Genomic DNA, 23,212 nt, shown 5'->3' on the forward strand with positions numbered 1-23,212 from the left:
ATTGTCATGAGCCCGATGAAGGAAATACGCTTCGCTGCTGTGGGCGAATCCGCCGCCTCTGCCGTCGACGAGGAGGCGGTCGCCGCGCCGCCGAGCCGGAGGGGACGTCCGGAGTCAGAAGAGGGGATGTACCCGTCGGCGACCTGGAGCACCGACAACGATCTCCATGCGGTGGAGCTCACCGGGCCCAGGACCGGCCCTGCGCGGCGAGCGCCGCGCGACCTGCCCATCGACGCCGGGACGTCCCTCGGTCACTACGAGCTCATCCGCGAGCTCGGCCGCGGGGGCATGGGAACGGTCTTTCTGGCCCGCGACGTCCGGTTGGGCCGCCTGGTGGCGATCAAGCTCGTCACGACGCTGACCGGCTCCCGGCTCGACCGATTCCTTGTCGAGGCCCGCGCCACCGCGCTCTGCAAGCACGAGAACATCGTGACCATCCACGATGTGAACGAGCACAACGGGTATCCTTACATGGTGCTCGAATACATCGAGGGCCAGAGCCTCCGCGCGTGGATGGCGCAGCGGAGGCCGGCGGGCGCGCCAGCGGGCGTCGCGGCCACCTCGGTGTCGACGAGCGCCGCGGTGGAGCTGATGGTGCCCGTGGTGCGCGCCCTCGTGTGCGCCCATCAGCTCGGCATCGTGCACCGCGATCTCAAGCCGGAAAACATCATGTTGGAGCCGTCCGGAGCGATCAAGGTGCTCGATTTCGGCATCGCCAAGCTGCTCGACGTCGACGCCGCCGTCACGTGCGAGCCCCCTGCTCCCGGGAGCGAGCTGACCCTGACGCGCGAAGGGGCCGTCATGGGGACGCTGGCCTACATGTCCCCCGAGCAGCAGGCCGGAGAGGAGATCGACCAGGCGACGGACATCTGGGCCGTGGGGATCATGCTCTATGAGCTCGTGACCGGCGCGCGCCCGTTCGACGGGGCGATGACGGTCGGCGCGCGCCTCGCCGCGCTCGACGCGTCCGTCCGGAAGATCGGCGGGATGCGCGCCGAGCTGGGCGCGCTCGGACCGATCATCGAGCGGTGCCTGCGCAGGCGGACATCCGAGCGCATCGCCTCGGCGCGGCAGCTCCTGGCCGAGCTCCTGCCGCTCCTGCCGGGGCGCCGCGAGGTCGTCCTCGGCGCCGACGAGAGCCCATTCGCCGGCCTCTCGGCGTTCCAGGAGGTCGACGCGGACCGCTTCTTCGGCCGCGACGACGACATCGCCGGCATGGTCGCGCGCCTGAAGAGCCAGCCGCTCCTCGCGATCGTCGGCGCGTCGGGGGTAGGGAAATCATCGCTTGTGAGGGCGGGGATCATCCCGGCGCTCAAGCGCTCGGGGGCCGGGTGGGAGTCGCTCGTCCTGCGGCCCGGGCGCGAGCCCATGGCGGCGCTCGCCGAGCTGCTCCACCATCCATCCCTCCTGGAGCAGGGCGAGGTCGGCTCGCCGGCGGCGCGCGGCCGTGAGGCCGAGCGCGGGCAGGTGGCCGAGCGCGGGCAGGTGGCCGAGCGCGGGCAGGTGGCCGAGCGCGGGCAGGTGGCCGAGCGCGGGCAGGTGATCGAGCGGCTGCGCGCCGAGCCCGGCCATCTGGGCGCCGCGCTGCGCGCGTGGTCCGCCCGGACCCAGCGGCGCATCGTGCTGTTCGTCGACCAGTTCGAGGAGCTCTACACCCTGTCGTGCGGCGCCCGAGAGCGCGCCGCCTTCTTCTCGTGCCTCGAAGGCGTCGCCGACGACGCCTCCTCGCCCCTCCGCGTCATCCTCTCCACCCGCTCGGACTTCATCGAGCGGGTGGCCGAGGACAGGCGCTTCATGGCGGGGGTGACCCGCGGCCTCGTGTTCCTCTCGCCCATCGGCCGGGAAGGGCTGCGCGAGGCGCTCTTGAAGCCGGTCCAGGCGGCGCGGTACGAGATCGAGGACCCGGCGATGGTCGAGGGCATCCTCGATGTGCTGGAGACGACCCCAGGCGCCCTCCCCATCCTGCAGTTCACCGCGGCCAGGCTGTGGGACATGCGCGACCGCGAGCGGCGGCTGCTCACGCGGGCGAGCTACGAGGCCATCGGCGGCGTGGCGGGAGCGCTGGCGAGCCACGCCGACGCGGTGCTGGCCGGGCTCAGCGGTGGTCAGACGAAGCTCTGCCGGGCCATCCTGGAGCGCCTGGTCACGCCCGAGCGCACGCGGGCCATGGCCAGCCTGGAAGAGCTCCGCGAGCTGCCCGGGGACGGGGATCCGGACGAGATCGAGCGCGTCGTCCACCTGCTGGCCGACGCGCGGCTCCTCGCCATCGAGACGGGGGGCGACAACGCCGGCGGCAAGGTGGAGATCGTGCACGAGTCGCTCATCGCGCGCTGGCCGACGTTGCAGCGCTGGCTCGACGAGAACCAGGAAGACTCGGTGTTCCTCGACAAGCTGCGCGCGGCGGCGCGGCCGTGGGAATCGAGCGGCCGCGCGGATGACCTCTTGTGGCGCGGCAAGCTCGCGGAGGAAGCGCGCCGCTTCTCGGAGCGGTCGGCGCGCCGGCTGCCCGAGCGAGAGCAGCGCTACCTCGACGCCGTGGTCAGGCTGGCCGGCCAGGCGCAGCGCCGGAAGCGCAATCTCATCGTCGGAACCATCGCGAGCCTGGCCCTCCTGGTCGTCGGCGCCGCCGCGGGGATCGTCACGGTGGTCCGCCAGAACCGGGTCATCAGCGCGCAGCTCGCGGACATCCGCCGGACCGAGGACAGCCTCGAGGAGGCGCTCGCGAGAGAGACGGCGTCTCGACAAGCCGCCGAGCAGGCGAGGATGAGCACGGAAGAGCAGCGGAACCGGGCCGAGCGGCTGCAGAAGGAGGCCGAGGAGGCCAGGGACAGGGCCGAGGTCGAGACCGAGAGGGCGCACGCCGCGGCCGAGGAGGCTCGGACGGCGCGCGACGAGGCGCGGGCGTCCGAGGCCGAGGCGCGGCGCGCCGAAGCTCAGGCCGATGACGAGCGGGCCAGGACCGGCGTCGAGGAGCGGAAGGCCAAGCAAGCGGCAGACGACGAGCGCCGGAGCAAGGAGGCGCTGGAGCAGCTCATCCAGCGCTCCGTCGGGCAGGTCCGGGACCGCTTGAGGTAAAAAGCGCTCCGGGAGATCATCGAACCATTCCCCGTGCAGAGGACGCCGATGAGCACCCGAGCCGCGATCTGTTCATGGCTCTCGATCGCGATCCTCGCGTCCCGGGCCGTGCCCGCGTGGGCTCAGACCGCGCCGGCGCTGCCCCCCTGGCATGAGGGCGTCGCGGAGGAGCGCAAGCAGGCGGCGCTGGAGCTCTTCATGCAGGGGCGGGACCTGCACAGAAGGATGGTGCTCGGCGATGCCAAGAAGAAGTACGAGGAGGCGCTCGCCCTGTGGGAGCACCCGGATCTCCGGTTCTATCTGGGCAGGGTGCTCAAGATGATGGGGATGCCGCTGCTTGCCTACGAGAACCTGCGCCTCTCGCTCCGGTGGGGGCCGGCGTCGCTCGAGCCCGAGGACCTTGAAGAGGCGCGCTCGCTGATGAAGGAGCTCGTCGAGCGCGAGCTGGCCGTCGTCGAGATGCGCTGCGGTGAGCCCGGCGCCGAGGTGCTGCTCGACGGGAGGCCGTGGTTCCTCGGTCCTGGTTCGGCGCGCCGGTTCGTGACGCCCGGAGAGCACGTCGTCAGCGCGAGGAAGGCGGGGTATTTCCCGCTCGTCGAGCCCGTCGTCGTGCTCGCCGGGGTCCAGGCCTCGGGCGTGCTCAAGCTGAGCGCCGACGGCATCATCACGGTGCGCAGGTGGTCCGCCTGGAAACCCTGGGCCGTGGTCGGGGCCGGGGCGGGCCTCGGGCTGGCTGGTGCGGTGTTGCGCTGGCAGGCCGACGAGCATCTGGAGCAGGCGGAGCAGCAGTTTGAAGAGACCTGCACGTCGGGCTGCGCTCCAACGACGACGGACACGTCGAGTCGGGGTACGACGGAGAGCCGTGTCGCCACCGGCCTGTTCATCGCCGGCGGCGCGACCCTGGCGGCAGGCGCGGCCCTCGTGTTCCTCAACCTGTCGCGGACGTATCGCACCGAGGATCAAGGCGGCGTCGAGCTCCGGATCGTGCCCGGGGCGTCGGGCGCGGCGGCCGGGCTGTCGGCTCGGCTTTCCTTTTGAAGCGCCGAAGGCACCGGACGGCGCCGGTGTCACCGCGGCGCTGCCGTTCTATTTGCGCTCGTAGAAGGTGAGGCTCACCCCGCCGCCCGCCGCGCCGCCCGGGTCGGAGCTCACATATTGCTTCGTGTTGAGGATCGCATAGGGGCCGTCCGCGCGCGTCTCGAAGACAGGAATGAGCGCGCCGAACGGTCCGCAGTTCCTCACCACGATGACCTCGCCGTCCTTCGAGGACAGCGCGTACCGGGCGTCCAGCACCGTGGTCGATCCGATGAGCTGGTAATCCGCGCCTCCGGGGAGCACCGAGCCCGACAGGCCGCTCAGCAGCATTCCGCCGGTGACCGTGCCCCCGGTGATGGGAATGATGTTGCGCGTGCCGCGCTTGCTCGCGCCGACAGACACGGATCCGCCGAGCGTGACGGACTCGGTGAACACGCTCGAGCCCTTCGCTCCGGTCACCTTCGAGCACTCCCACGATTGGTTCGCGACGCCCTCGGGATCCTTGAGCTGGATCTTCGGCTCTCCGGCGGCCACCTCGCTGATGTCGTAGATGTCGAGCTGGATCGTGCCCGCCGCGGCGTCGACGACACGGGTGCCCGCGAACTTCCCGGTGTTGAGCCACGCGAGCGAGCTCGAGGTGGCGACCTCGAAGTCCGGGACGATCCGGACGACGTCATCGCCGGCGGCGGCCACGCCGCAGGTCCGCATCAAGATGCTGGTGCCATCGCTCGCTTTCAGGATGTTGATCTCCTCGAGCTCGACGGATCCGTTCGACAGCGTGAGCTCGAGGTCCATGCCGCCCGTGAGGAACGTGGCCTGGATCTTGTCGCCCGTGAGCGTGCCCCCCTTCACGTCGAGGAGGCGGCGGTGTCCGAACTGGGTGGTCCCGACATCGTGGGTCTCGCCGAGCTGGAGCGTCGCCCGGAGGACGAGCTCGCCGCGCGTGGGGAGCGGAATGCCGCCCGGCATCCCGCAGGTCCACGACGGATCGGGGACGATCGTCGCCTCACCGCTGCCGTTGTCGCTCCCGCCAGCGCCGGGCATCCCGCCAGCGCCGCCGCTGCCGCCGCTGCCCGTCTCCTCGGCGCCGCCGGCTCCCGTGGTTCCGCTGCCCGCGGTGGTTCCGCTGCCCGCGCCGCCCGTGCCGGCGTCGCCGCCCGTGCCTGTCGCTCCGACGGAGCCGCTCGACGCCGCGCCGCCCGAGCTGCTGCTCGTCGTCCCTCCGCTGGTATCGTCGGTCGACGAGCCACACCCTCCGGAGCAGATGCCCAGGATTCCAGTTATCAAGAGCTTCGCTGGCAGATTTTTGATCACCATGGCCGGACCCATCCATTCAATCGCACGCTGCGATTCGATGCACCCTGAGACGTGGCGCTGGTTCGAGCGACACCCGCCTCAGAACTGCGAGAAGAAGCTCCAGATCGACTCGCCGGAGTTGTTCTGCGGGGCGTGGCCCCCGTCGAACTCGCACCAGACGACCGGATAGCCCGCGTCGCAGCCCTCGTAGCTGACGCAGGGGCTCGGCTCGACCGGTGTGGTCTGCTGACCGCAGTGGTTTCGCTCGAGGAAGATATCGCGAGCGCTCTGACCGTTCTCGAGCGGAACCACGTTGTCGCTCTTGCCGTGGGCGCCCCACATGGCCACGGGATGGTCGCCGTCCTCGCAGCCGCTGTAGATCGCGCCGGACATGGAGGCGATGGCGCGGAAGTCGTCGCCCATCGCGCAGCCGATCGCGTAGGACATCATGCCGCCGTAGCTGAACCCCGTCGAAAAGATCCTGCTCTCGTCGATGCAGAGCTCGGCGCGGAAGCGGTCGAGCATGGCGCGGAGGAACGCGATGTCGCGGCCCCCCGTGTTCGCCCAGCCCTGGTCGATGCCCTCGGGCGAGACGAAGATCGCCGAGCCGTCGGCGCGGCTCTGGAGGCCGTAGTAGCCGCCGCCGAACCCGGTCGCGACCTGCTCGGCCGAGCCGCCGCGGGGATGCCAGGCGAAGATCAGCCGGTAAGGGTGCTTCGGATCGTAGCCGTCCGGTACGGCGAGGATGTACTCGCGCGTCGCGCCCCCGACATCGACGCTGAAACGGCCGCTCTTCGGCGCGGTCGCGCTGCCGCAGCCCGCGCTCTGCGCCGCTCCTCCAGCGCCGCTCGAGCCGGAGCCGACAACGCTCCCGCCGCCCGCGCCGGTTTCCCCCGAGCCCGGGTGCCCGCCGCTGCCGCCGGCGCCGCTGACCGTCCCCGACGAGCCACCGGTTGCCGACGAGCCACCGGTTGCCGACGTGCTCCCCGTGGCGCCGGAGGCGCTGGATCCGGGCCCAGCGGGCCCTCCGGCGGCGCCGCCGGAAGATCCCGCGGTCGTTGCTTCTCCCTGGCTGACGCAGCCCAGCGCCGCGAACGCCGCGAGCGCAACGAGCCCTGGACCGATCGCGCCGAAATTGCGAAGCGTTTTCATTCGTCCCCGCCTCTCTATTCCAAGATCGCCGTCCGTCCGCGCATCACCCGATGCAGGTGATCTGCGACGACGTCGTACGCTATGCCCCACGCCCGAGGCATAGGCATATTCGCCTATGCTTCGGGCGTGAGGCATAGGCAACCTCGCCCATAACGCGATGCGAGATGTCACGCCCGGAGGGCGGACTGGACGACGCGGGCGAGGGGCGAGCTCGAAGCGGCCTAGCCGCTCGGATCGAGCTGCACGCCGACCGTCCACGCGGCGCCGCCCACCTCGTCCTTCACGGTGATGCGCCCCGTCGCGGCGTCGAGCTCGAACGCCGGGTCGCCGCCGTTCGGGGTCGTGTTCCCGTCGTGGACGCGGACGACCTTGTCTCTCTCCACCGTGCACTCGGAGACGCCGGTCGTGCCCGCGCCGTAGAGCATGCGGCCGGCGCACGCGAGGCGCGTGAGGCACTTGCCGCCGCGCGGGAGAGGCGAGACGAGCAGCGCGCACCTCTGGCCCACCTTGACCGGGCTCGGTCCCGTGGACTCGGTGACGCGCGCGGACCGGCGCAGCGCTTTCCGGGTCGCGTCGAGGAGCGCCTCCCCCGCGACGGGCAGGCTCTGGTACGCCAGCGTGAGCTCGACGCGGTACCCGGGCGCCGAGTCGCGCCAGACGGCGCCGGCCTTGCGGATGCTGTCGAGCGAGACCTCGGCCCGCTCCCCGGCGCGTGAGCCCTTGTCCTGGTACGAGAGGGCATAAGCATAGGTGCCAGGCTCAGGACCGGAGTCCTCCTCCACGCCGCTGCTGAACATCGACATGCCGTTCAGCGGATCGCTCGACCGGTAGATCGGCTTGCCGCCGCAGAGGACCCGGAGCGCGGGAACGCGGATGTCGTCGCCCGAGCTCGCGAGCTCCGCCTCGACGGTGCACGCCGCGCCGGCCGCGAGGGGGAGCCCCGTGGCGCGCGTGACGGTCGCCTTCCAGGTCGCGGTCGCGGTCCGCGACGGCGCCTTGCTCGCCGGTGCGGCCGGCTCCGGCGGCGCTTGCGCTGGCTCGGGGACCGGCGCCGGCGGCTCCGGGGGGGGAGGGGCAGGCGGGGGCAGGGCCGGCTGCTGGACGATCGCCATCGTCTCGCGCGCGGGCCGCGCAAAGAGGTAGCTCGCGATCATCGCGCAGAGCCCCACGCCCGCCATCGTCACCAGGAGCGGCACCGCCGACGACCGCTTCGGCCGGCCGCGCACCGCGGCGAGCTCCCGGCCGAGCTGATCGAGCACGCGGCGGGCCTCCGCCATCTGGCGCTCGATCTGATCGACCCGCGCGGCCCGATCGTCGTCGCGGTGCTCCTCGAGCTCCTTCCTGGCCGCCGCGAGCTGCTCCTCGAGGCTGTCCACACGCCCCCGCAGCGCGTCTCGTTCGTCGCGGTATTGCATGGCTCGACGATACCACCGACCAGCTCGCCAGCGACGCCAGGCGCCGGCGGCGCGCCGGTCGTGGGAGCGCGTCGACGCGCGTCGACACACACGCCGCGCGTGGGGCGGCCATGTCCGCAGTCTGACGCTACGCTCCGGATTCCACGGCAGGACACGAGACTCCTCGCCCGGGCCGGCTGCGCAGCGTATACGATGTAGCCGGTCCTCAGCTGTCGTGGGGAGGGCGGTCAGGTTGTGGAGCAGGAGGCCGTCGGGAATGGGTCAGGGTCGCCAGGGCAGTGCGGTACCGTTGCCGGAGCAGTGGGGCGAGCTGCCTGGCGCAGCGGAGCGGAAGGCCAGGGGAAAGGCCGGCGTCTCCGGCCCTGATGCGCGCCGCTCCGAGGGCCCCCACGCGGCGGCCCGCCCTCCCACCCTCGGCATCGTCGCCCCGTTTCTCTCCGGCGCGTTCTGGGGCCCTGTCCTGCTCGGCATCCATGAGTCGGCCCAGCGGCGCGGGATCCGCACGCTGGTGCTGCGCGGCACGCCGTCCGAGGTCCTGGCCCCCTCGCTCGCCAGAGAGCAGGTGGACGGGTGGCTCGTCATCATCGAGTTCGGCGGCCTAGAAGCGCTCGCCGATGCGGGGGTCCCGTTCATCACGCTCGGCGCTCGACCCGCCGACGTCCGCTGTCCTGCCGTGCTCCCGGACAACCACGGCGGCATCCGGAGCGCGGTGCTCCACCTGATCGAGCACGGGCACCGGCGCATCGCTTTTGTCGGCAGCTTCGCCGCGTACGACGTGCGCGAGCGCCGCGATGCCTACATCAGCACGCTCGCCGAGGCCGGGATCCCCTTCGACCCCGATCTGGTCATCCCGTGCGACAACAACATGTACAGCGGAGGCCGGGCCGCCGCGCCGGCGCTCCTCGCGCAGCTGCCCGGGTGCACGGCGGCGGTCTTCGGGACCGACAAGAACGCGCTCGGGACGATGTCCCAGCTGAAGGCGGCGGGCGTCCGTATCCCGGAGGATTTCGCGATCATCGGCTTCGACGATGTCGTGGAGGCGCAGAGCACCGACCCGCCGCTGACCACGGTGCGCCAGCGGTTCGAGATGATGGGGAGCGCGGCGTGCGAGCTGCTCGCGTCGATGGTCGCCGGCGAGCCCTTCCCGCCCGAGGGCGTGCGCACGGCCAACGCGCTCGTCCTGCGGAGCTCGTGTGGTTGCAACGTGGTCCAGAACTTCCTCGACACGGAGGACGCGGCCTCCGAGGAGGACGCCGGCGACACCCTGGCCCGACAGATGGTCGAGCAGCTGCTCCTGCCGCGCCCGCTCCCGCCGGATACCCCGCCGGCCGCCGTCTGGCCGGCGGTCACGCGGGTGGTCGACATGTATTTCGCGGCGCTCCGGGGCACCGCGCCGGCCCCGGCCGCCGAGCTCGAGCGCGCCTATCGCCAGGCCGTCGCCATCACGCCCGATCTGGGGGCCCTGCTGTCGACGGCCCGCCTGATGGATCAGCTCCCGGAGCGGCGCCGCCTGTCCCTGGACGCCGCGTCCAGGCGGCGGGTCCAGGACTTCGTGGAGCTGGCGCGCCTCGCGAGCGCGCGGGCGCGGCTCGACGCCGAGACCCACTCCGTTCACCAGCTCGGGGTGCTCGCGAGGACCAACTACGATGTGAGCTTCGCCCTGCTCGGCGGCACCCAGCAGGAGTACCGGTCGCTCTCGTGGCTCGGCACGACCACGATGGTCTGGGGTTGCCTCGCGTTGTGGGATGACCCGGCGGAGCGCGCGGAGCTCGTCGTCGCGGGCGCCTACAGCCGCGACGGCAGCCCGGTCCCCGCGAACGGGAGCCGCCATCGGCTGGAGGCGTTCCCGCCGGCCGAGATGCTGCCGCCCTCGGCCGTGGACGGCACATACATGGTGCTGCTCCTGCCGATACGCTCCGTGGAGCGCGACTGGGGGATCCTCGTGCTCATCGGCCCGGCCGTCGTCGCGATGACCGGGGACGAGGGCACGGTCGCGATCTGGGGGACGCTGCTCGGTGCGGCCCTCGAGCGCGACGCGCTGCTGGCGTCGCTGTCGGCGCGGCACGCCGACCTGCAGCAGGCGTTCGCGAGCGAGCGCGCGCTGTCGCAGACGGTGCGGGAGCTGGGCTGCCCGATCATCCCGCTCCTCTCCGGCGTGCTGCTCGTGCCGCTGATCGGGATGCTCGACAACGGCCGCGCCCAGCAGGTGCTCGAGAAGGTGGCCGAGGGGGTGAGCCGGCACGAGGCGCTGTCCGTGCTGCTCGACCTCACGGGCGTTCCGTTCGTGGACCTCCAGGTCGCCCATTTTCTGGGCATGACCAGCCGCGCGGCGGCCCTGCTCGGCGCGCGGGTCTACCTGGTCGGCGTGCGCCCCGAGATCGCGGAGAGCCTCATCGACGTCGAGCTTGGCGAGCTGGCCACGTTCTCCTCGCTCGCGATGGCGCTCCTCGAGCTCGCGCCGGCGGCGGGTGGCGCGCACAGGGCGAGGTGATGGGCGCGCCAGGGCGTTGTCGCTTTCCTCACCTCCCGCCCGAAATCGATTAAGGATGGCGCTGGCCACGCAAGTGGAGACGCTCGGCCGGACGTGGGCGAGCAGGGCGGGAGGAAGCGCGAGAATGGGTCAGGAGCGCCGGGACAGCGGCATCGTGGTGCCGGAGCAGTGGGGCGAGCTTTCCGGCGCACCGGGGCAGGGGGCGGGCTCGGGGGGCGGCACCGGCTCTTCTTTCCCTCCGGCGCGCCTCTCGTCGCTCCCTCCGGCGCGCCTCTCGTCGCTCCCTCCGGCGCGCCGCTCGTCTCTCCCTCCGGCCCGCCGCACCGACGCCCCGCCGCTCCATGTCCCGGCAGCCGGCGCCGCGGCCCGCCCTCGCACCCTCGGGGTGATCTCCCCCTTTCTCGACGGCTCGTTCTGGAACCCTGTCCTGCTCGGCATCCATGCTTCGGCCCAGCAGCGCGGGTTTCGCACGCTGGTGCTGCGCGGTACGCCGTTCGAGGTCCACGCGCCGTTGCTCGCCGGGGAGCAGGTGGATGGGTGGATCGTCCTGATCGAGCTGCATGGCATCGAGGCGCTCGCGCGCGGCCGGGTCCCGTTCATCACCGTCGGCACCCGTTCCGCCGATGTCGCCTGTCCATCCGTGATCCCGGACAACCACGGCGGGATGCGGAGCGCGGTGCGCCACCTGATCGAGCACGGGCACCGGCGCATCGCGTTCGTCGGCCACTTCGACGCGTACGATGTGCGCGAGCGCTTCGCGTCCTACAAGGACACGCTCGCCGAGGCGGGCATCGCCTTCGACCCCGATCTGGTCATCCGGAGCGACAACAACTGGTACACCGGCGGCCAGGGCGCCGCGCCGGCGCTCCTCGCGCAGCTGCCCGGGTGCACGGCGGCGGTCTTCGGGACGGACAAGAACGCGCTCGGGATGATGCCCCTGCTGAAGGCGGCGGGCGTCCGCATCCCCGAGGATCTCGCCATCGTCGGCTTCGACGACCTCGCGGACGCGGAGGGCGCCGATCCGCCGCTGACCACGGTGCGCCAGCGGTTCGAGATGATGGGGAGCGCCGCGTGCGATCTCCTTGCGTCGATGATCGCCGGCGAGGCCTTCCCGGCCGAGGGCGTGCGCACGGCCAACTCCCTCGCCGTGCGGAGCTCGTGCGGGTGCAACACGATCCAGGAGTTCCTCGACAAGGAGGACACGGTGCCCGAGGAGGACGCCCGCGGCGTCCTGGCCCGGCAGCTGGTCGAGCTCCTGCTCCTGCCCCAGCCGCTCCCGCCCGACCTCCCGCCGACCGAGGTATGGCCGGCGGTCACGTCGTTGATCGACGGCTATTTCGCGGCGCTTCGGGGCAGCGCGCTGCCCTCGGCGGCCGAGCTCGGGGTCGCCTGCCGGCAGGCGGTCGGCCTCACGATGGATGTGGGGACGTTGCTGGCGGCGATCCGCCTGCTGGGCCAGTTTCACGAGCGGCGCGGCGCGTCCCTGGACGACACGGCCAGGCGGCGGGTGGAAGCGTTCCTGGAGCTCGTGCGCCTCGCGATCGGGCGGGCCCGGCTCGAGGCCGAGAGCCAGTATGTCCGCCAGCTCGGGGTGCTCGCGAGGACGAATTACGATGTGAGCTTGGCCCTGCTCGGCGGCACCCAGCAGGCGACGCGGTCGCTCTCGTGGCTCGAGACGACAACGGTGGTCTGGGGCTGTCTCGCGCTGTGGGATGACCCGCAGGCGCGCTCCCGCCTCGTCGTCGCCGGCGCCTACAGCCGCGACGGCAGCCCGACCCCGCCGATCGGCCGCCGCTGTCGGCCGGAGGCGTTTCTGCCGGCGGAGATGCTGCCGCCGTCGGCCGAGGACGGCACGCACATGGTGCTGCTCTTGCCCATACGCTCTGCCCGGCGCGACTGGGGGATCCTGGTGCTCGTCGGCCCGACCCTCGTTGCCATGGCCGGAGACGAGGGGACGGTCGCGATCTGGGGGACGCTGCTCGGTGCGGCCCTGGAGCGCGACGCGCTCGTGGAGTCGCTGTCGGCGCAGCACGCCGACCTGCAGAAGGCGTACGAGATCGAGCGCGCGCTCTCGGAGACGGTGCGCGAGCTGGGCTGTCCGCTCATCCCGCTCCTGCCCGGCGTGCTGCTCGTGCCGCTGATCGGGATGATCGACGGCGGCCGTGCCAGGCAGGTGCTCGAGAAGGTGTCCGAGGGGGTGAGCCGGCACAGGGCGTCTTCCGTGCTGCTCGATCTCACGGGCGTGCCGTTCGTGGACGCCCGGGTCGCCGACACGGTGGGCATGACCAGCCGCGCGTCCGCGCTGCTCGGGGCGCGGGTCTATCTGGTCGGCGTGCGCCCCGAGATCGCGATGAGCCTCGTCGGCGTCGATCTCGGCGTCCTGAGCACGTTCTCCTCGCTGTCGGCGGCGCTCCGCGAGCTCGCGCCGGCGGGGCGGCGCGCGCGCAAGGCGAGGCGTGGGGCGCGCTGAGGCGCCTTGACCTGCCGAGACGCGGCTGGCGTAGAATCGGTCCATGCTCGCCGTGCATTGCCCGCGCTGCGGGCGGCCAGCGCCTGTGTCCCTCGCCAGCCCGGATCTCATGGCCTGCGCGGCCTGCCACTACCGCGGCCCGCTGCCCGGGGAGGCGGCGCAGGGCCTGCGCGCCGCGGCGCACGTGGTCTTCCAGACCGACGTGCGCCGCCGCCAGCTCTCGGAGGCGCTGCGGCGGAGGCTGGTCACGGCGTCCCAGCGGCACGCGCGGCTGCTTGTCGTGTTCGCGCTCGCGTCGGTGCCGATCACCCTGCTCGGCGCGCTCATCGTGCTGGGGGTCTGGGTCAGCCCCGACACCGAGGGGAACGTCATCACCGGCGGCATGACGGTGGCGGCGTGGCTCGGCACCGTCGGGACCGGCGCGGCCGTGCTCGCGGTCATGCGCAGCAGGCAGCGGCGGCTCGAGGAGGCGTGCGCCGCGCGCCCCCCGGCGGCCCCGGGCGAGCCGGCGGCGTGCCACGTGTGCGGCGCGCCGCTCGGCGCGGGTGACGGCGCGATCGCGCGGTGCGGCTTCTGCGCCGCCGACAACCTGGTCGCCGCGGCCGTCCTCGAGCGGGTGCGCGCGCGCCAGGTCGTGATCCTGCGGTCGTTCGAGCAGGCCGTGAGCGCCGAGCTCGCCTCGTTCGGCCGGGCGACGTCCGGCGCCGTCGCGGTCGTCGTGGCGACCGCGCTCGCGGTCCCGGTCGCCTCGTTCGTCCTCGCCGTGGCCGTCACCCTGGTGGGCGAATCGAGGCGGTCGCCGGTGGACGCCGCCGTGACGTACGCGGTCGTCGGCACGCCGCTCGGGCAGTGCATCGGAAAGATCATGCCGGGGAAGGGCGGCGGCACGGCGGTGCGGTTCGGCGGGTTCCGGCGCGCGGAGCTGCCCGAGGAGCAGGCGATCGCGCCGGGAGCGCCGATCGAGGCCGTGTCGCCCGGCTCCCTCGTCGGCCGCTCCGTGACGGCGAAGCAGGGGGCGGGCGTCGTTCAGGGGGTGTTCTCGTCGCCGCTCACGGGCAACTCCGTCGAGGTCCGGCGCGAGGAGGGGACGTCGTTCACGAGCAGCATCGCCGGCCTGTGCCTGAGCGATCCGCCGCCGAGGTGATCTGCGCGCGTTTCGCGCCCGTGTGCAGCAATGGACGTCGAGCGGTCAATCGCTGTTGATCGCCGCATTCCGCGCGCGCTCCGCGATTGCTGCGCTGTCCGCAATCGCGGAGCGCACGCGGCATTGGGCCGTCGCTCCTCTACACCGCGCGCCGCGCGCGGTGCGGGCGCGCACGGGGGCGCCGCGCGCCGGAAGTTAGTTGTTCCGTGCCGGCGCCCTCCACGTATAGTGGGGGTAGTTGGTTGGGCGTAGTCGGTATTCACACCCAGTGGAGACAAGATGAGCCAAGGTGGCTGGGGCGGGGGATCAGGGGGCGGTCAGGGCGGTGGTGGTTACGGGCAACCGCCGGGGGGTGGTGGCTACGGCCCGCCGCCGGGCGGTGGCTACGGACAGCCACCCGGGGGCGCTGGCCCCGGTCAACCGCCGGGCGGTGGCTACGGCCAGCCGCCGGGGCAGCCTCCGGGCGGTAGCTACGGCCAGCCTCCGGGGCAGCCTCCGGGCGGTGGTTACGGCCAGCCTCCGGGCGGTGGTTACGGTCAGCCGCCGGGGCAGCCTCCGGGCGGTGGCTACGGTCAGCCGCCGGGGCAGCCTCCGGGCGGCAGCTACGGTCAGCCGCCGGGGCAGCCTCCGGGCGGCAGCTACGGTCAGCCGCCGGGGCAGCCTCCGGGCGGCAGCTACGGTCAGCCGCCGGGGCAGCCTCCGGGCGGTGGTTACGGCCAGCCGCCGGGGCAGCCTCCGGGCGGTAGCTACGGTCAGCCGCCGGGGCAGCCTCCGGGCGGTGGCGGCTGGGGCCAGCCTCCGGGCGGCGGCGGCTACGGCCCGCCTCCGGGTGGCGGCGCCGGCTGGGGCCAGCCTCCGGGGGGTGGCGGCTACGGCCCGCCTCCGGGCGGTGGCGGCGGCTACGGCCCGCCTCCGGGTGGCGGCGCCGGCTGGGGTGGGGCCAACCCCTACCAGCCCCCGGGTGGCGGCGCGGGCTATGGCTCGCCGCCGGGCACGGGCGTCGCGGGGCCGTGGGGAGCGGGCGATGCGGCGTCCTTCGGCTGGGAGCGCCTGAAGCGCGACCCGGCTGTCCTCATCGGCGCCATGGTCGTCGTCGGGCTTGCGTCGAGCGTCCCCAACGGCATTGGCGGAGGCATCCAGGCGGCGCTCGCGAGGGACGCGCCCTCCGCGGGGGCGGCCATCCAGCTCCTGATGCAGGCCGTCGCGCTCGTGGTCGGCGCCTACTTCGCCGGAGGCATGAACAATCTCCTGCTGAAGGTCGCGCGCGGCCAGCCGTACTCGTTCAGCGACGTCCTTGGCGGCGGGAGGTGGTTCCTGTCCATCCTGGGCGCCCAGATCCTGACCGGTCTCGCTGTCGGCGCCGGCATGATCCTCTTGATCGTCCCCGGCGTCATCGTCGCGCTCGGCCTGAGCATGACGACGCTGTGCATCGTCGATAAGAACCTGGGCGCCATCGACGCCATGAAGGAGAGCTGGCGAATCACGACCGGCCACAAGGGGGGCCTCCTCGTCTATGCCCTGCTCGCCTGCGCGCTCGTGCTGGCGGGCGTGCTCGCCTGCTGCCTCGGCACGCTCGTGGCCGCACCGGTCGCCGGCATCGGGCTTGCGTACATCTACCTGCGTCTGACGGGCCAGCCGACCGCGAGCTGAGCCTCCCGAGGGCGCGCGCCCGCGCAGCCCTCCTCCCTGCAAGCCGAGCCCCTCCCGCGCGCCATCGTCGCGCCGCCTCGCATCTCCCGCCTGACAGATCCCCTCATTCAGCGGGAAATTGAACAGGGAGGCGGGGAGACGGGGAGATTGGTGGGATCTCACTCCCCGTCTCCCCGCCTCCCTGTGAATTTCTCCGAAAAATTCCAGGAGAAGCTTCAGCCCTCCCTCTCCGCTTCCGTTTCCGCCCCGCGCCGAGCGCGCTCCTCCCTTCTCCCCCCCGTCCCCGCCCGCTCTCATCGCCTGTCCGAGGGGCGTTCCTCGCCTCAAACCCCCTTTGCGACACATCGAGTCTCCGCTGCCATCCGGCGGCGCCGTACCCTCTCCAGGAGGCGCGGAAGGCGCGATACCGATCGTCAAACAAAGCTCCTTCGATCGATTGCAGCTCTCCAGCTCGCATGTTAATCGGTGTCTCCTCAGGGACTCCCGCGCAGCGAGGCGCGGAGCCGGGGGGGACATCGCGCGGTGGGCGGGCGTTCGGTCTGCCTGCCGCGCTGCGCCGTCGTGCGCCGTCCGTTCGCGAGGCGCTCTCTCTCATCGCCCGCTCGCCCGCCGCTCGTCCAGACCGGAACGGAGCAACCTATGCCTGACCATGTCCTGATCACGGGGGGAGCCGGGTTCATCGGCTCTCACCTGGCCGACGAGCTGCTCCGAAAGGGGGAGCCGGTCCTCGTGCTCGACAACCTCTCGCGCGGGTTCGTCGAGCGCAACGTCGAGCGCCTCAAGGTGCGTCACGGCGCTGGCGTGGAGGTCCGGGTGTGCGACGTCCGGGACGAGCAGGCCGTGAGCGACGCCGTGCGGCGCGCCTCGTTCGTCTTCCACTTCGCCGCGCAGGTCGCCATCGCGAGGAGCGTCGCCGACCCGGCGCTCGACTTCGAGGTGAACGCGCGCGGCACGCTGAACGTGCTCGAGGCGCTCCGGAGGCTCGACCGCCCTCCGCCGCTCCTCTTCGCCTCCACCAGCAAGGTCTATGGCGCGCTGCCCGATCTGCCGATCGAGCGCGGCGAGGAGCGGTATCGCCCCCTCTGCGAGAGCGCGCGCGAGCACGGCATCTCCGAGAGTCAGCCGCTCGATCTCCGCAGCCCCTACGGGTGCTCGCGGGGCGCCGCCGACCAGTACGTCCTCGATTACGCCCGCACCTTCGGGCTCCACGCCGTGGTGCTCCGGGTGAGCTGCGTCTACGGCCCCCCGCAGTTCGGCAACGAGGACCAGGGGTGGATCGCCCACTTCGTCGCGCGCGCCATCCGCCGCGATCCGATCACCCTCTACGGCGACGGGCTGCAGGTCCGCGACGCGCTGTTCATCGAGGACCTCGTCGACGCCCTCCTGCGCGCGCGGCGCGCGCTCAAGCCCGCCTCGGGCCGCGTCTTCAACATCGGGGGCGGCCCGGACACGGCGGTGAGCCTCGTCGAGCTGCTCGATCTGCTCGAGGAGCTCGACGGGCGCCGCCCGGTCGTCTCGCTCGCCTCGTGGAGGCGGGGCGATCCGCGGTACTACGTCTCCGACTGCCGCGCCTTCCAGGAGCTCACCGGCTGGGCGCCGCGGGTCCCCCTGCGCGACGGGCTGCGCGCGCTCTATCAATGGCGCCTCGGCGTCGAGGCGCGCCTCGGGGCCGTCTATGCCGACATCCCCTCGTCTGTCCGGATGGACCGGCTGGAGGCCGCGTCGTGAAGGTCGCGCTGGTCAACCCGCCCTGGACCTTCCACGGCAGCGTCTACCTCGGCTGCCGCGAGCCGCACCTGCCGATCGAGCTCGGGTACGCCAGGGCGCTGCTCGAGCGCGCGGGCCACGAGGCCGCCCTCATCGACGCCCAGGCGCGCGGGATCGACCTCATCGCGATGCGCGCCGAGGTCGCGGCGCTCCGCCCGGCCATGACGGTGATCGCCACGGCGCCGAGCTACCTCTCCTGGCGCAGCCCCCCGCCCGAGCTGCGCGTGCCCATGGCGGCGGCCGCCGCGCTGCGGGGCCACGGCGGCCTCCTCGTCGCCGTCGGGCCTCACGGCTCCGCGACCCCGCGCGCGGCGCTCCGCAAGCTCGGCGTGGACGTCGTCGTCCTCGGCGAGTGCGAGGAGATCCTCGTCATGCTCGCCGGCGCGACCGAATCGCGCTTCTGGCAGATCCCGTCGATCGCCTACCGCAGGAACGGCATCGACCACGTGCAAGGAGGCCCCTACGCCGCCTGCCTGAGGACGCTGCCGGCCCTGCGGTGGGACGGCGCGACGCTCGCGCGGCACGTCCACCACCACCACCGCTTCGACGCCGTGCCCGAGGGGCCGAGCGCCGAGATGGAGACCTCGCGCGGCAGCCCCTGCCGCTGCGCCTCCTGCGCCAGGGACGGCGCGCGCGACAGGCTCCGCAAGCGCCCGCTCGAGACGGTGCTCGAGGAGCTCGACGCGCTCCTCGCCGAGGGCGTGCGCCACGTCTATTTCATCGACGAGCGCTTCCTGCCCGACCGGGCCCTTCTCGAGGAGCTCTGGGCGCGGGACATCGTGTTCGGCGTCCAGCTCAGGATCGACAGCTGGTCGCGCGAGATGCTCGATCTCCTCGGCCGCGCCGGCTGCGTCTCGATCGAGGCCAGCGTCGAGCGCCCGTCGATCGAGGGGATGGACGCGCTCGCCAGGCAGTGCAGCGCGTCGACCGAGGAGCTCACCGCGCTGCTCGTCCACGCCCGGCGCAGCGTGCCCTTCGTGCAGGCCAACCTGAGCGACGCGGGCCCCGGCGATCCGGCCGAGGCCGCGTCGTGGCGGCAGCGCCTCCTCGGGCTCGGCGTGTGGGCCAACGAGCCCGTCCCGGCGTTCCCGTACCCCGGCTCCGCCGCGTACACCCGGCGGTGGGGCGCGCCGGACGACGGCGCCTGGGAGCGGGCGCACGCCCATTATATCGCCGAGCACCGGACGTTCGGGGATCTGCCGGACAGCCGTCCGCTGCCGCTCACGGAGCTCGAGCATGGCGCGCGCTGACCGCGGATCCCCGGGCGCCGCGGCGCCGCGGCCCGGCCGGGTGCTGATGACGGCCGACACGCAGGGCGGCGTGTGGACGGTCGCGCTCGAGCTCGCGGGCGCGCTCTCCCGCGCCGGCGTGGCCACGGTGCTCGCGATCATGGGCGGGCCAATGTCGCCCGCGGCGCGCGCGGCGGCCGCCGCCATACCGGGCCTCGAGCTCGTCGAGAGCGCGTACCGGCTCGAATGGATGGATGACCCGTGGGACGATGTCGCGGCCGCCGGCGACTGGCTGCTCGACCTCGAGGAGCGGGTGCGGCCGGACGTCGTCCACCTGAACGGCTACTGCCACGCGGCCCTGCCGTTCCGGGCGCCCCGCGTCGTCGTGGCGCACGCCTGCGTGCTCTCATGGTGGCGCGCGGTGCACCGCCTGCCGGCGCCGGTCCGCTACGAGCGCTACCGCGCGCGGGTCGCCGAGGGGCTCCGGGCCGCCGACGCGGTGGTCGCGCCGAGCGCGGCGATGCTGAGCGCCCTCGCGGGCGAGTATGGCGCGCTCGGCCTGGGCCGCGGCCATGTCATCCCGCACGCGCGCGACCGCAGGCGGTTCGCGCCGGGGCTGAAGGAGCCGTTCGTCTTCGCGGCCGGCCGGCTCTGGGACGAGGCCAAGAACCTCGCGGCCCTCGAGAAGGTCGCGCCCCACCTCGCGTGGCCCGTGCTCGTGGCCGGGAGCGACGTCGCGGCGGGCGGCGTCGGCCGCCGCGCCGGGGAGAGCCTCTGCTCCCTCGGGTGGGTCGATGAGCCGGAGCTCACGTGGTGGATGTCGCGCGCCGCGATCTACGCCTCCCCGGCGCGGTACGCGCCGTTCGGCATGGCCACCCTGGAGGCCGCCCTCTCCGGCTGCGCGCTCGTGCTCGGCGATCTGCCCAGCCTGCGCGAGATCTGGCGCGACGCCGCCCTCTACGTCCCCGCGGACGATCCGCGCGCGCTCCACGCCGCGCTCGACCACCTCATCCGGGACGTCGCGCGCCGCGAGGCGCTCGGCGCGCTCGCCCGCCGGCGTGCTGTGCGCTTCAGCCCGCGCGCCATGGCCCGCCGCTACCTCGACGTCTACGCCCTCGCGCTCGCCGCCCGCCCGCCGGCCCCCCGGCGGGTCTGCCCTCCTTCGTCGCCTTCACCCTGCGGGACACCATGCGAATAGCCCTCTTCTGCCACTCCTTGCTCTCGGACTGGGACCACGCGGACGCGCACTTCCTCCGCGGGATCGCGGCCGAGCTCGACGCGCGCGGCCACGACGTGCTCGCCTTCGAGCCCGAGGACGCCTGGAGCGCCCTGGGCCTCGTCGCGGCGTACGGCCCGGACGCGCTGCGCGAGGCCGCCGCCGTCTATCCGCGCCTCCGCCCGCGCCGTTACGCGCTCTCCACGCTGGACCTCGACGCCGCGCTCGCGGGGGTCGACGTCGTGCTCGTCCACGAGCGGAGCGACCCGGAGCTCGTGCGGCGGCTCGGCGAGCACCGCGCCCGCACGGATCGTTATCGCCTCTTCTTTCACGACACGCACCACGGGCTCATCACCGATCCGGCCGCGATCGTGCGGCGCGATCTCTCGGGGTACGACTGCGTGCTCGGCTTTGGAAAGAGCGTTTGTGATCTCTACCTGAGCCGCGGCGTCGCGCGGCGCGCCGTGGTGTGGCACGAGGCCGCGGACGCGCGCCTGTTCCGGCCGCTGCCCGAGGTCGAGAAGGAGCGTGATCTCGTGTGGATCGGCAACTGGGGCGACGGCGAGCGCACGGCGGAGCTCCACGAGTTCCTCGTCGAGCCCGTGAGGGCGCTCGGGCTCCGCGCGCGGGTCCACGGCGTGCGTTACCCCGATCGCGCGCTCTCGGCGCTCGCGGACGCCGGCATCGAGTACGCAGGCTGGCTCCCCAACCACCGTGTCCCGGACGCCTATGCGCGCGCCAGGATCACGGTGCATGTCCCGCGGCGGCCGTACGCCGCGTGGCTCCCCGGCATCCCCACGATCCGGCCGTTCGAGGCGCTCGCGTGCGGGATCCCGCTCGTGAGCGCGCCGTGGACCGACGTCGAGCGCCTCTTCTCGCCTGGCCGGGACTACCTCGTCGCGCGCACGGGCGCCGAGATGACAGAGCACCTCCGCGCGCTGCTCGCGGACCCGGAGTTCGCGCGCGGCGTCGCCGAGCACGGGCGCCGGACGGTGCTCGCGCGCCACACGTGCGCGCACCGCGTGGACACGCTCCTCGACCTGATCGACGAGCTGCTCTTGCGGCCGTGTTACCGGCTCGGCGAGGCGGGGGACGACGACGTGGAGCGGAGCGGCCCTGCGTCCGGCGTTCGCCGGCGCGACCCGGGCCGCTACCGGAGCCCGCTCGCGTGAGGTGCTGCGCGGCGCGGGGGGGTCTCGGCGGTTCACGAGGGGCGGTGTTGTGACGACGGAGGTGTTCCTATGGGTGACGCGAACGGGAGGACGGTGGGGAGCGGCATGCGCGTCCTGGTGGCGGGGGGCGCCGGCTTCATCGGCTCGCACCTGTGCGAGCGGCTCCTCGCGGACGGCCACGAGGTCATTGCGCTCGACGATTTCTCGACGGGCTCGCCGGCCAACGTGGCTCATTTGATGCGCAACAGCCGCTTCTGGCTTGTCGAGCACGACGTGGCCCTGCCGTTCGACTACGAGGTCGACAGGGTCTACCACCTCGCGTCGCCGGCGAGCCCAGCGCGCTGGCGGGGCGATCCGGTGCGCTCCACGATCACGAACGTGATGGGCACGCTGCACGCGCTCCTGTGCGCCGAGCGGCACGGCGCGCGGCTCTTGCTGGCGTCGTCGAGCGACGTGTACGGCGATCCCGAGGTCGACCCGCAGCCGGAGGGTTACCTCGGGCGGGTGGACCCGGTCGGGGTGCGCGCCTGTTACGACGAGGGCAAGCGCTGCGCGGAGTCGCTGGTGATGGCCTTTCACCGCCAGGGGCGGGCGTCGGGGCGGATCGCGCGGATCTTCGACACCTACGGGCCGCGGATGGCGATCGACGACGGGCGCGCCGTGAGCAATTTCATCGCCCAGGCGCTCCGGGGAGAGGAGCTGACGGTGTACGGGAGCGGGTCGCAGGCGCGGAGCTTCTGTCACGTCGACGACCTGGTGGAGGGGTGTTTGCGGCTGATGGAGCACCCGTCGGAGGTGGGGCCCGTCAACCTGGGGAATCCGGTGGAGGTGACGGTGCTCGAGCTGGCGCAGGAGATCGTGCGGCTCACGGGGAGCGCGAGCCGGATCGCGTACCGTCCGCTGCCGGAGGGCGATCCGATGCGGCGGCGTCCGGCGATCGATCTGGCGCGGCGGGCGCTGGGGTTCGAGCCGCGGGTGCCGCTCCGGCAGGGGCTCTATGCGACGATCCAGAGCTTCCGGCGCGCGCTGGCGGGGCTCGACGAATGCGCGAGGCGAGGGGAGCCGGCGATGGCGAGCTGACGGATTGCCAGCCTGCGATTGTGGTGTCGGGGGCGGAGCGGGCACCTCGGAGCGCACGATCACCACGCGTGTTCCTCGGCCACGTCGCTTGCGATGCGGCGCGTTACGCTGATAGCCTCGCTCGTCGTGAGCGGTTGGGCAGAAGCTCGGGAGGGGTGGCGCCGCGACGTCCGCGTCGTGCGCCGGCGCGCTCGCGTGGCGATTGCCGGGCTGATCGCGATGGGGGCGGTGGCGGCGTTCACGGCGCTGACCGGCGCCTGGCACATTGTGTTGCTGGGCTCGACGGACGTCTCGGCATCGACGTGGCGGCTTGCCAACACGCTCCGTGAGGTCGGGGGTTTGCTCGAGCTGGGGCTCGGGCTCGTTGCTGGCGTGGTGTTCCTGCGCTGGCTCGCCAGGGCGGTCGCGCTGGCGGGCGTGCTGGATCTCGTGCGGGGGTTTTCCTGGACGCCGTCCGAGGCGGTCCTGGGGTTCTTCATTCCCGTCATGAACCTGGTGCAGCCGTACAGGGTGGCGCGCGATCTCCACGACGGCCTTGCCCCGGAGGCGGTGCCCGAGCCTGCGCCGCGCCCTCTCCTGGACGGCGGGGGTGGTTACCGGCGCGTCGAGATGGAGCACGCCCCGCGGGCGGGCGCGGTGCACCACGCCGCGCTCGGCGCGTGGTGGGGGTGTTATGTCGCGAGCCGCGGCCTCGGGTGGGTGGCCTCCACCATGCCGGATCTGACCGTGGCGGAGTTCATCCGGTCTCGCTATGCGTTCATTGCGTCCGACGCGGCGTCGATCGCCGCCGCGTGGCTCGGGGTGCGGATGATCCGGGCGATCGACAGCCGGGTCGCGGAGCGCCATCGACGGCTCGCGTACGCTTCCGAAGAGGAGCTCGACAAGCTCCTCGTGGAGCGTGATCTCCAGCTGCGGCGGGACATGGCGAAGATCGCCGACTTCGACGATCCCGAGTAGGGCCCGCGCCTCCGTTGCACCCACCGTTCGAGAGAGCACGACGCGCCCACGCGGCGACGTGAC

The 23,212-nt window shown here is 72.9% G+C and carries 15 protein-coding genes; 12 read left to right on the forward strand and 3 right to left on the reverse strand.

The window, feature by feature from the left end; genetic code table 11:
* Positions 1-6: 6 nt before the first annotated feature.
* Together WMF45_RS49435 and WMF45_RS49440 are read left to right on the forward strand one after the other, a co-directional pair.
* Positions 7-3,075 (forward strand): nSTAND1 domain-containing NTPase, encoded by a 3,069-nt coding sequence (locus WMF45_RS49435; protein ID WP_437714220.1) that lies wholly within the window; start codon positions 7-9, stop codon positions 3,073-3,075.
* A 48-nt stretch (positions 3,076-3,123) separates the two neighbouring features.
* Positions 3,124-4,113 (forward strand): tetratricopeptide repeat protein, encoded by a 990-nt coding sequence (locus tag WMF45_RS49440; protein WP_437714222.1) that lies wholly within the window; start codon positions 3,124-3,126, stop codon positions 4,111-4,113.
* A 48-nt stretch (positions 4,114-4,161) separates the two neighbouring features.
* On the opposite strand, the gene WMF45_RS49445 is transcribed toward WMF45_RS49440, so the two are convergent.
* The 3 genes from WMF45_RS49445 to WMF45_RS49455 form a co-directional block, all read right to left on the reverse strand.
* Positions 4,162-5,427 carry a DUF3237 domain-containing protein gene (locus WMF45_RS49445; RefSeq protein WP_437714224.1) on the reverse strand — a complete coding sequence of 422 codons (1,266 nt, stop codon included), beginning with the start codon at positions 5,425-5,427 and terminating at the stop codon, positions 4,162-4,164.
* 78 nt (positions 5,428-5,505) lie between these two features.
* Complete coding sequence (locus tag WMF45_RS49450) at positions 5,506-6,558, reverse strand: alpha/beta hydrolase family esterase (protein WP_437714226.1); 1,053 nt, start codon at positions 6,556-6,558, stop codon at positions 5,506-5,508.
* A 221-nt stretch (positions 6,559-6,779) separates the two neighbouring features.
* Entirely contained in the window at positions 6,780-7,973 is a 1,194-nt protein-coding gene (locus tag WMF45_RS49455) for a hypothetical protein (RefSeq protein WP_437714228.1), read from the reverse strand.
* A gap of 256 nt (positions 7,974-8,229) precedes the next feature.
* Here WMF45_RS49455 and WMF45_RS49460 point away from each other — a divergent pair, with 256 nt between their 5' ends.
* The 10 genes from WMF45_RS49460 (at position 8,230) to WMF45_RS49505 (ending at position 23,149) form a co-directional block, all read left to right on the forward strand.
* The gene (locus WMF45_RS49460) at positions 8,230-10,464 is read left to right on the forward strand and encodes a substrate-binding domain-containing protein (protein WP_437714230.1); all 2,235 of its coding nucleotides are present in this window, start codon (positions 8,230-8,232) and stop codon (positions 10,462-10,464) included.
* A 124-nt stretch (positions 10,465-10,588) separates the two neighbouring features.
* On the forward strand, positions 10,589-12,934 hold the full coding sequence (locus tag WMF45_RS49465) for a substrate-binding domain-containing protein (RefSeq protein WP_437714232.1): 2,346 nt from the start codon (positions 10,589-10,591) through the stop codon (positions 12,932-12,934).
* 43 nt (positions 12,935-12,977) lie between these two features.
* A complete protein-coding gene (locus WMF45_RS49470; protein ID WP_437714234.1) occupies positions 12,978-14,078 on the forward strand; it encodes a hypothetical protein in 1,101 nt (366 codons plus the stop codon).
* A 279-nt stretch (positions 14,079-14,357) separates the two neighbouring features.
* Positions 14,358-15,728, forward strand: a complete 1,371-nt coding sequence (locus WMF45_RS49475; protein ID WP_437714236.1) for a hypothetical protein — start codon at positions 14,358-14,360, stop codon at positions 15,726-15,728.
* 639 nt (positions 15,729-16,367) lie between these two features.
* Positions 16,368-17,456 carry an SDR family NAD(P)-dependent oxidoreductase gene (locus tag WMF45_RS49480; protein WP_437714237.1) on the forward strand — a complete coding sequence of 363 codons (1,089 nt, stop codon included), beginning with the start codon at positions 16,368-16,370 and terminating at the stop codon, positions 17,454-17,456.
* The gene (locus WMF45_RS49485) at positions 17,453-18,745 is read left to right on the forward strand and encodes a TIGR04295 family B12-binding domain-containing radical SAM protein (RefSeq protein ID WP_437714239.1); all 1,293 of its coding nucleotides are present in this window, start codon (positions 17,453-17,455) and stop codon (positions 18,743-18,745) included. The genes WMF45_RS49480 and WMF45_RS49485 overlap by 4 nt, the downstream gene beginning before the upstream one ends.
* Positions 18,732-19,922: a glycosyltransferase family 4 protein gene (locus tag WMF45_RS49490; RefSeq protein ID WP_437714241.1), complete on the forward strand. Its 1,191-nt coding sequence runs from the start codon at positions 18,732-18,734 to the stop codon at positions 19,920-19,922. Before WMF45_RS49485 ends, WMF45_RS49490 begins: the two co-directional genes overlap by 14 nt.
* Complete coding sequence (locus tag WMF45_RS49495) at positions 19,913-21,112, forward strand: CgeB family protein (protein WP_437714243.1); 1,200 nt, start codon at positions 19,913-19,915, stop codon at positions 21,110-21,112. Before WMF45_RS49490 ends, WMF45_RS49495 begins: the two co-directional genes overlap by 10 nt.
* Before the next feature lie 69 nt (positions 21,113-21,181).
* On the forward strand, positions 21,182-22,192 hold the full coding sequence (locus tag WMF45_RS49500; RefSeq protein WP_437714245.1) for a UDP-glucuronic acid decarboxylase family protein: 1,011 nt from the start codon (positions 21,182-21,184) through the stop codon (positions 22,190-22,192).
* Positions 22,193-22,318: 126 nt separating this feature from the next.
* A complete protein-coding gene (locus WMF45_RS49505; protein ID WP_437714247.1) occupies positions 22,319-23,149 on the forward strand; it encodes a DUF4328 domain-containing protein in 831 nt (276 codons plus the stop codon).
* Positions 23,150-23,212 lie beyond the last annotated feature (63 nt).

Origin of the sequence: Sorangium sp. So ce448, from assembly GCF_051520915.1 — a bacterium.
Lineage (GTDB): Bacteria > Myxococcota_A > Polyangia > Polyangiales > Polyangiaceae > Sorangium > Sorangium cellulosum_B.

Bases quoted from the DNA above. Each gene is read 5' to 3' on its own strand.
- WMF45_RS49435 (WP_437714220.1), top strand. From the start codon at position 7: ATGAGCCCGATGAAGGAAATACGCTTCGCTGCTGTGGGCGAATCCGCC.
- WMF45_RS49440 (WP_437714222.1), top strand. From the start codon at position 3,124: ATGAGCACCCGAGCCGCGATCTGTTCATGGCTCTCGATCGCGATCCTC.
- WMF45_RS49445 (WP_437714224.1), bottom strand. From the start codon at position 5,427: ATGGTGATCAAAAATCTGCCAGCGAAGCTCTTGATAACTGGAATCCTG.
- WMF45_RS49450 (WP_437714226.1), bottom strand. From the start codon at position 6,558: ATGAAAACGCTTCGCAATTTCGGCGCGATCGGTCCAGGGCTCGTTGCG.
- WMF45_RS49455 (WP_437714228.1), bottom strand. From the start codon at position 7,973: ATGCAATACCGCGACGAACGAGACGCGCTGCGGGGGCGTGTGGACAGC.
- WMF45_RS49460 (WP_437714230.1), top strand. From the start codon at position 8,230: ATGGGTCAGGGTCGCCAGGGCAGTGCGGTACCGTTGCCGGAGCAGTGG.
- WMF45_RS49465 (WP_437714232.1), top strand. From the start codon at position 10,589: ATGGGTCAGGAGCGCCGGGACAGCGGCATCGTGGTGCCGGAGCAGTGG.
- WMF45_RS49470 (WP_437714234.1), top strand. From the start codon at position 12,978: ATGCTCGCCGTGCATTGCCCGCGCTGCGGGCGGCCAGCGCCTGTGTCC.
- WMF45_RS49475 (WP_437714236.1), top strand. From the start codon at position 14,358: ATGAGCCAAGGTGGCTGGGGCGGGGGATCAGGGGGCGGTCAGGGCGGT.
- WMF45_RS49480 (WP_437714237.1), top strand. From the start codon at position 16,368: ATGCCTGACCATGTCCTGATCACGGGGGGAGCCGGGTTCATCGGCTCT.
- WMF45_RS49490 (WP_437714241.1), top strand. From the start codon at position 18,732: ATGGCGCGCGCTGACCGCGGATCCCCGGGCGCCGCGGCGCCGCGGCCC.
- WMF45_RS49495 (WP_437714243.1), top strand. From the start codon at position 19,913: ATGCGAATAGCCCTCTTCTGCCACTCCTTGCTCTCGGACTGGGACCAC.
- WMF45_RS49500 (WP_437714245.1), top strand. From the start codon at position 21,182: ATGGGTGACGCGAACGGGAGGACGGTGGGGAGCGGCATGCGCGTCCTG.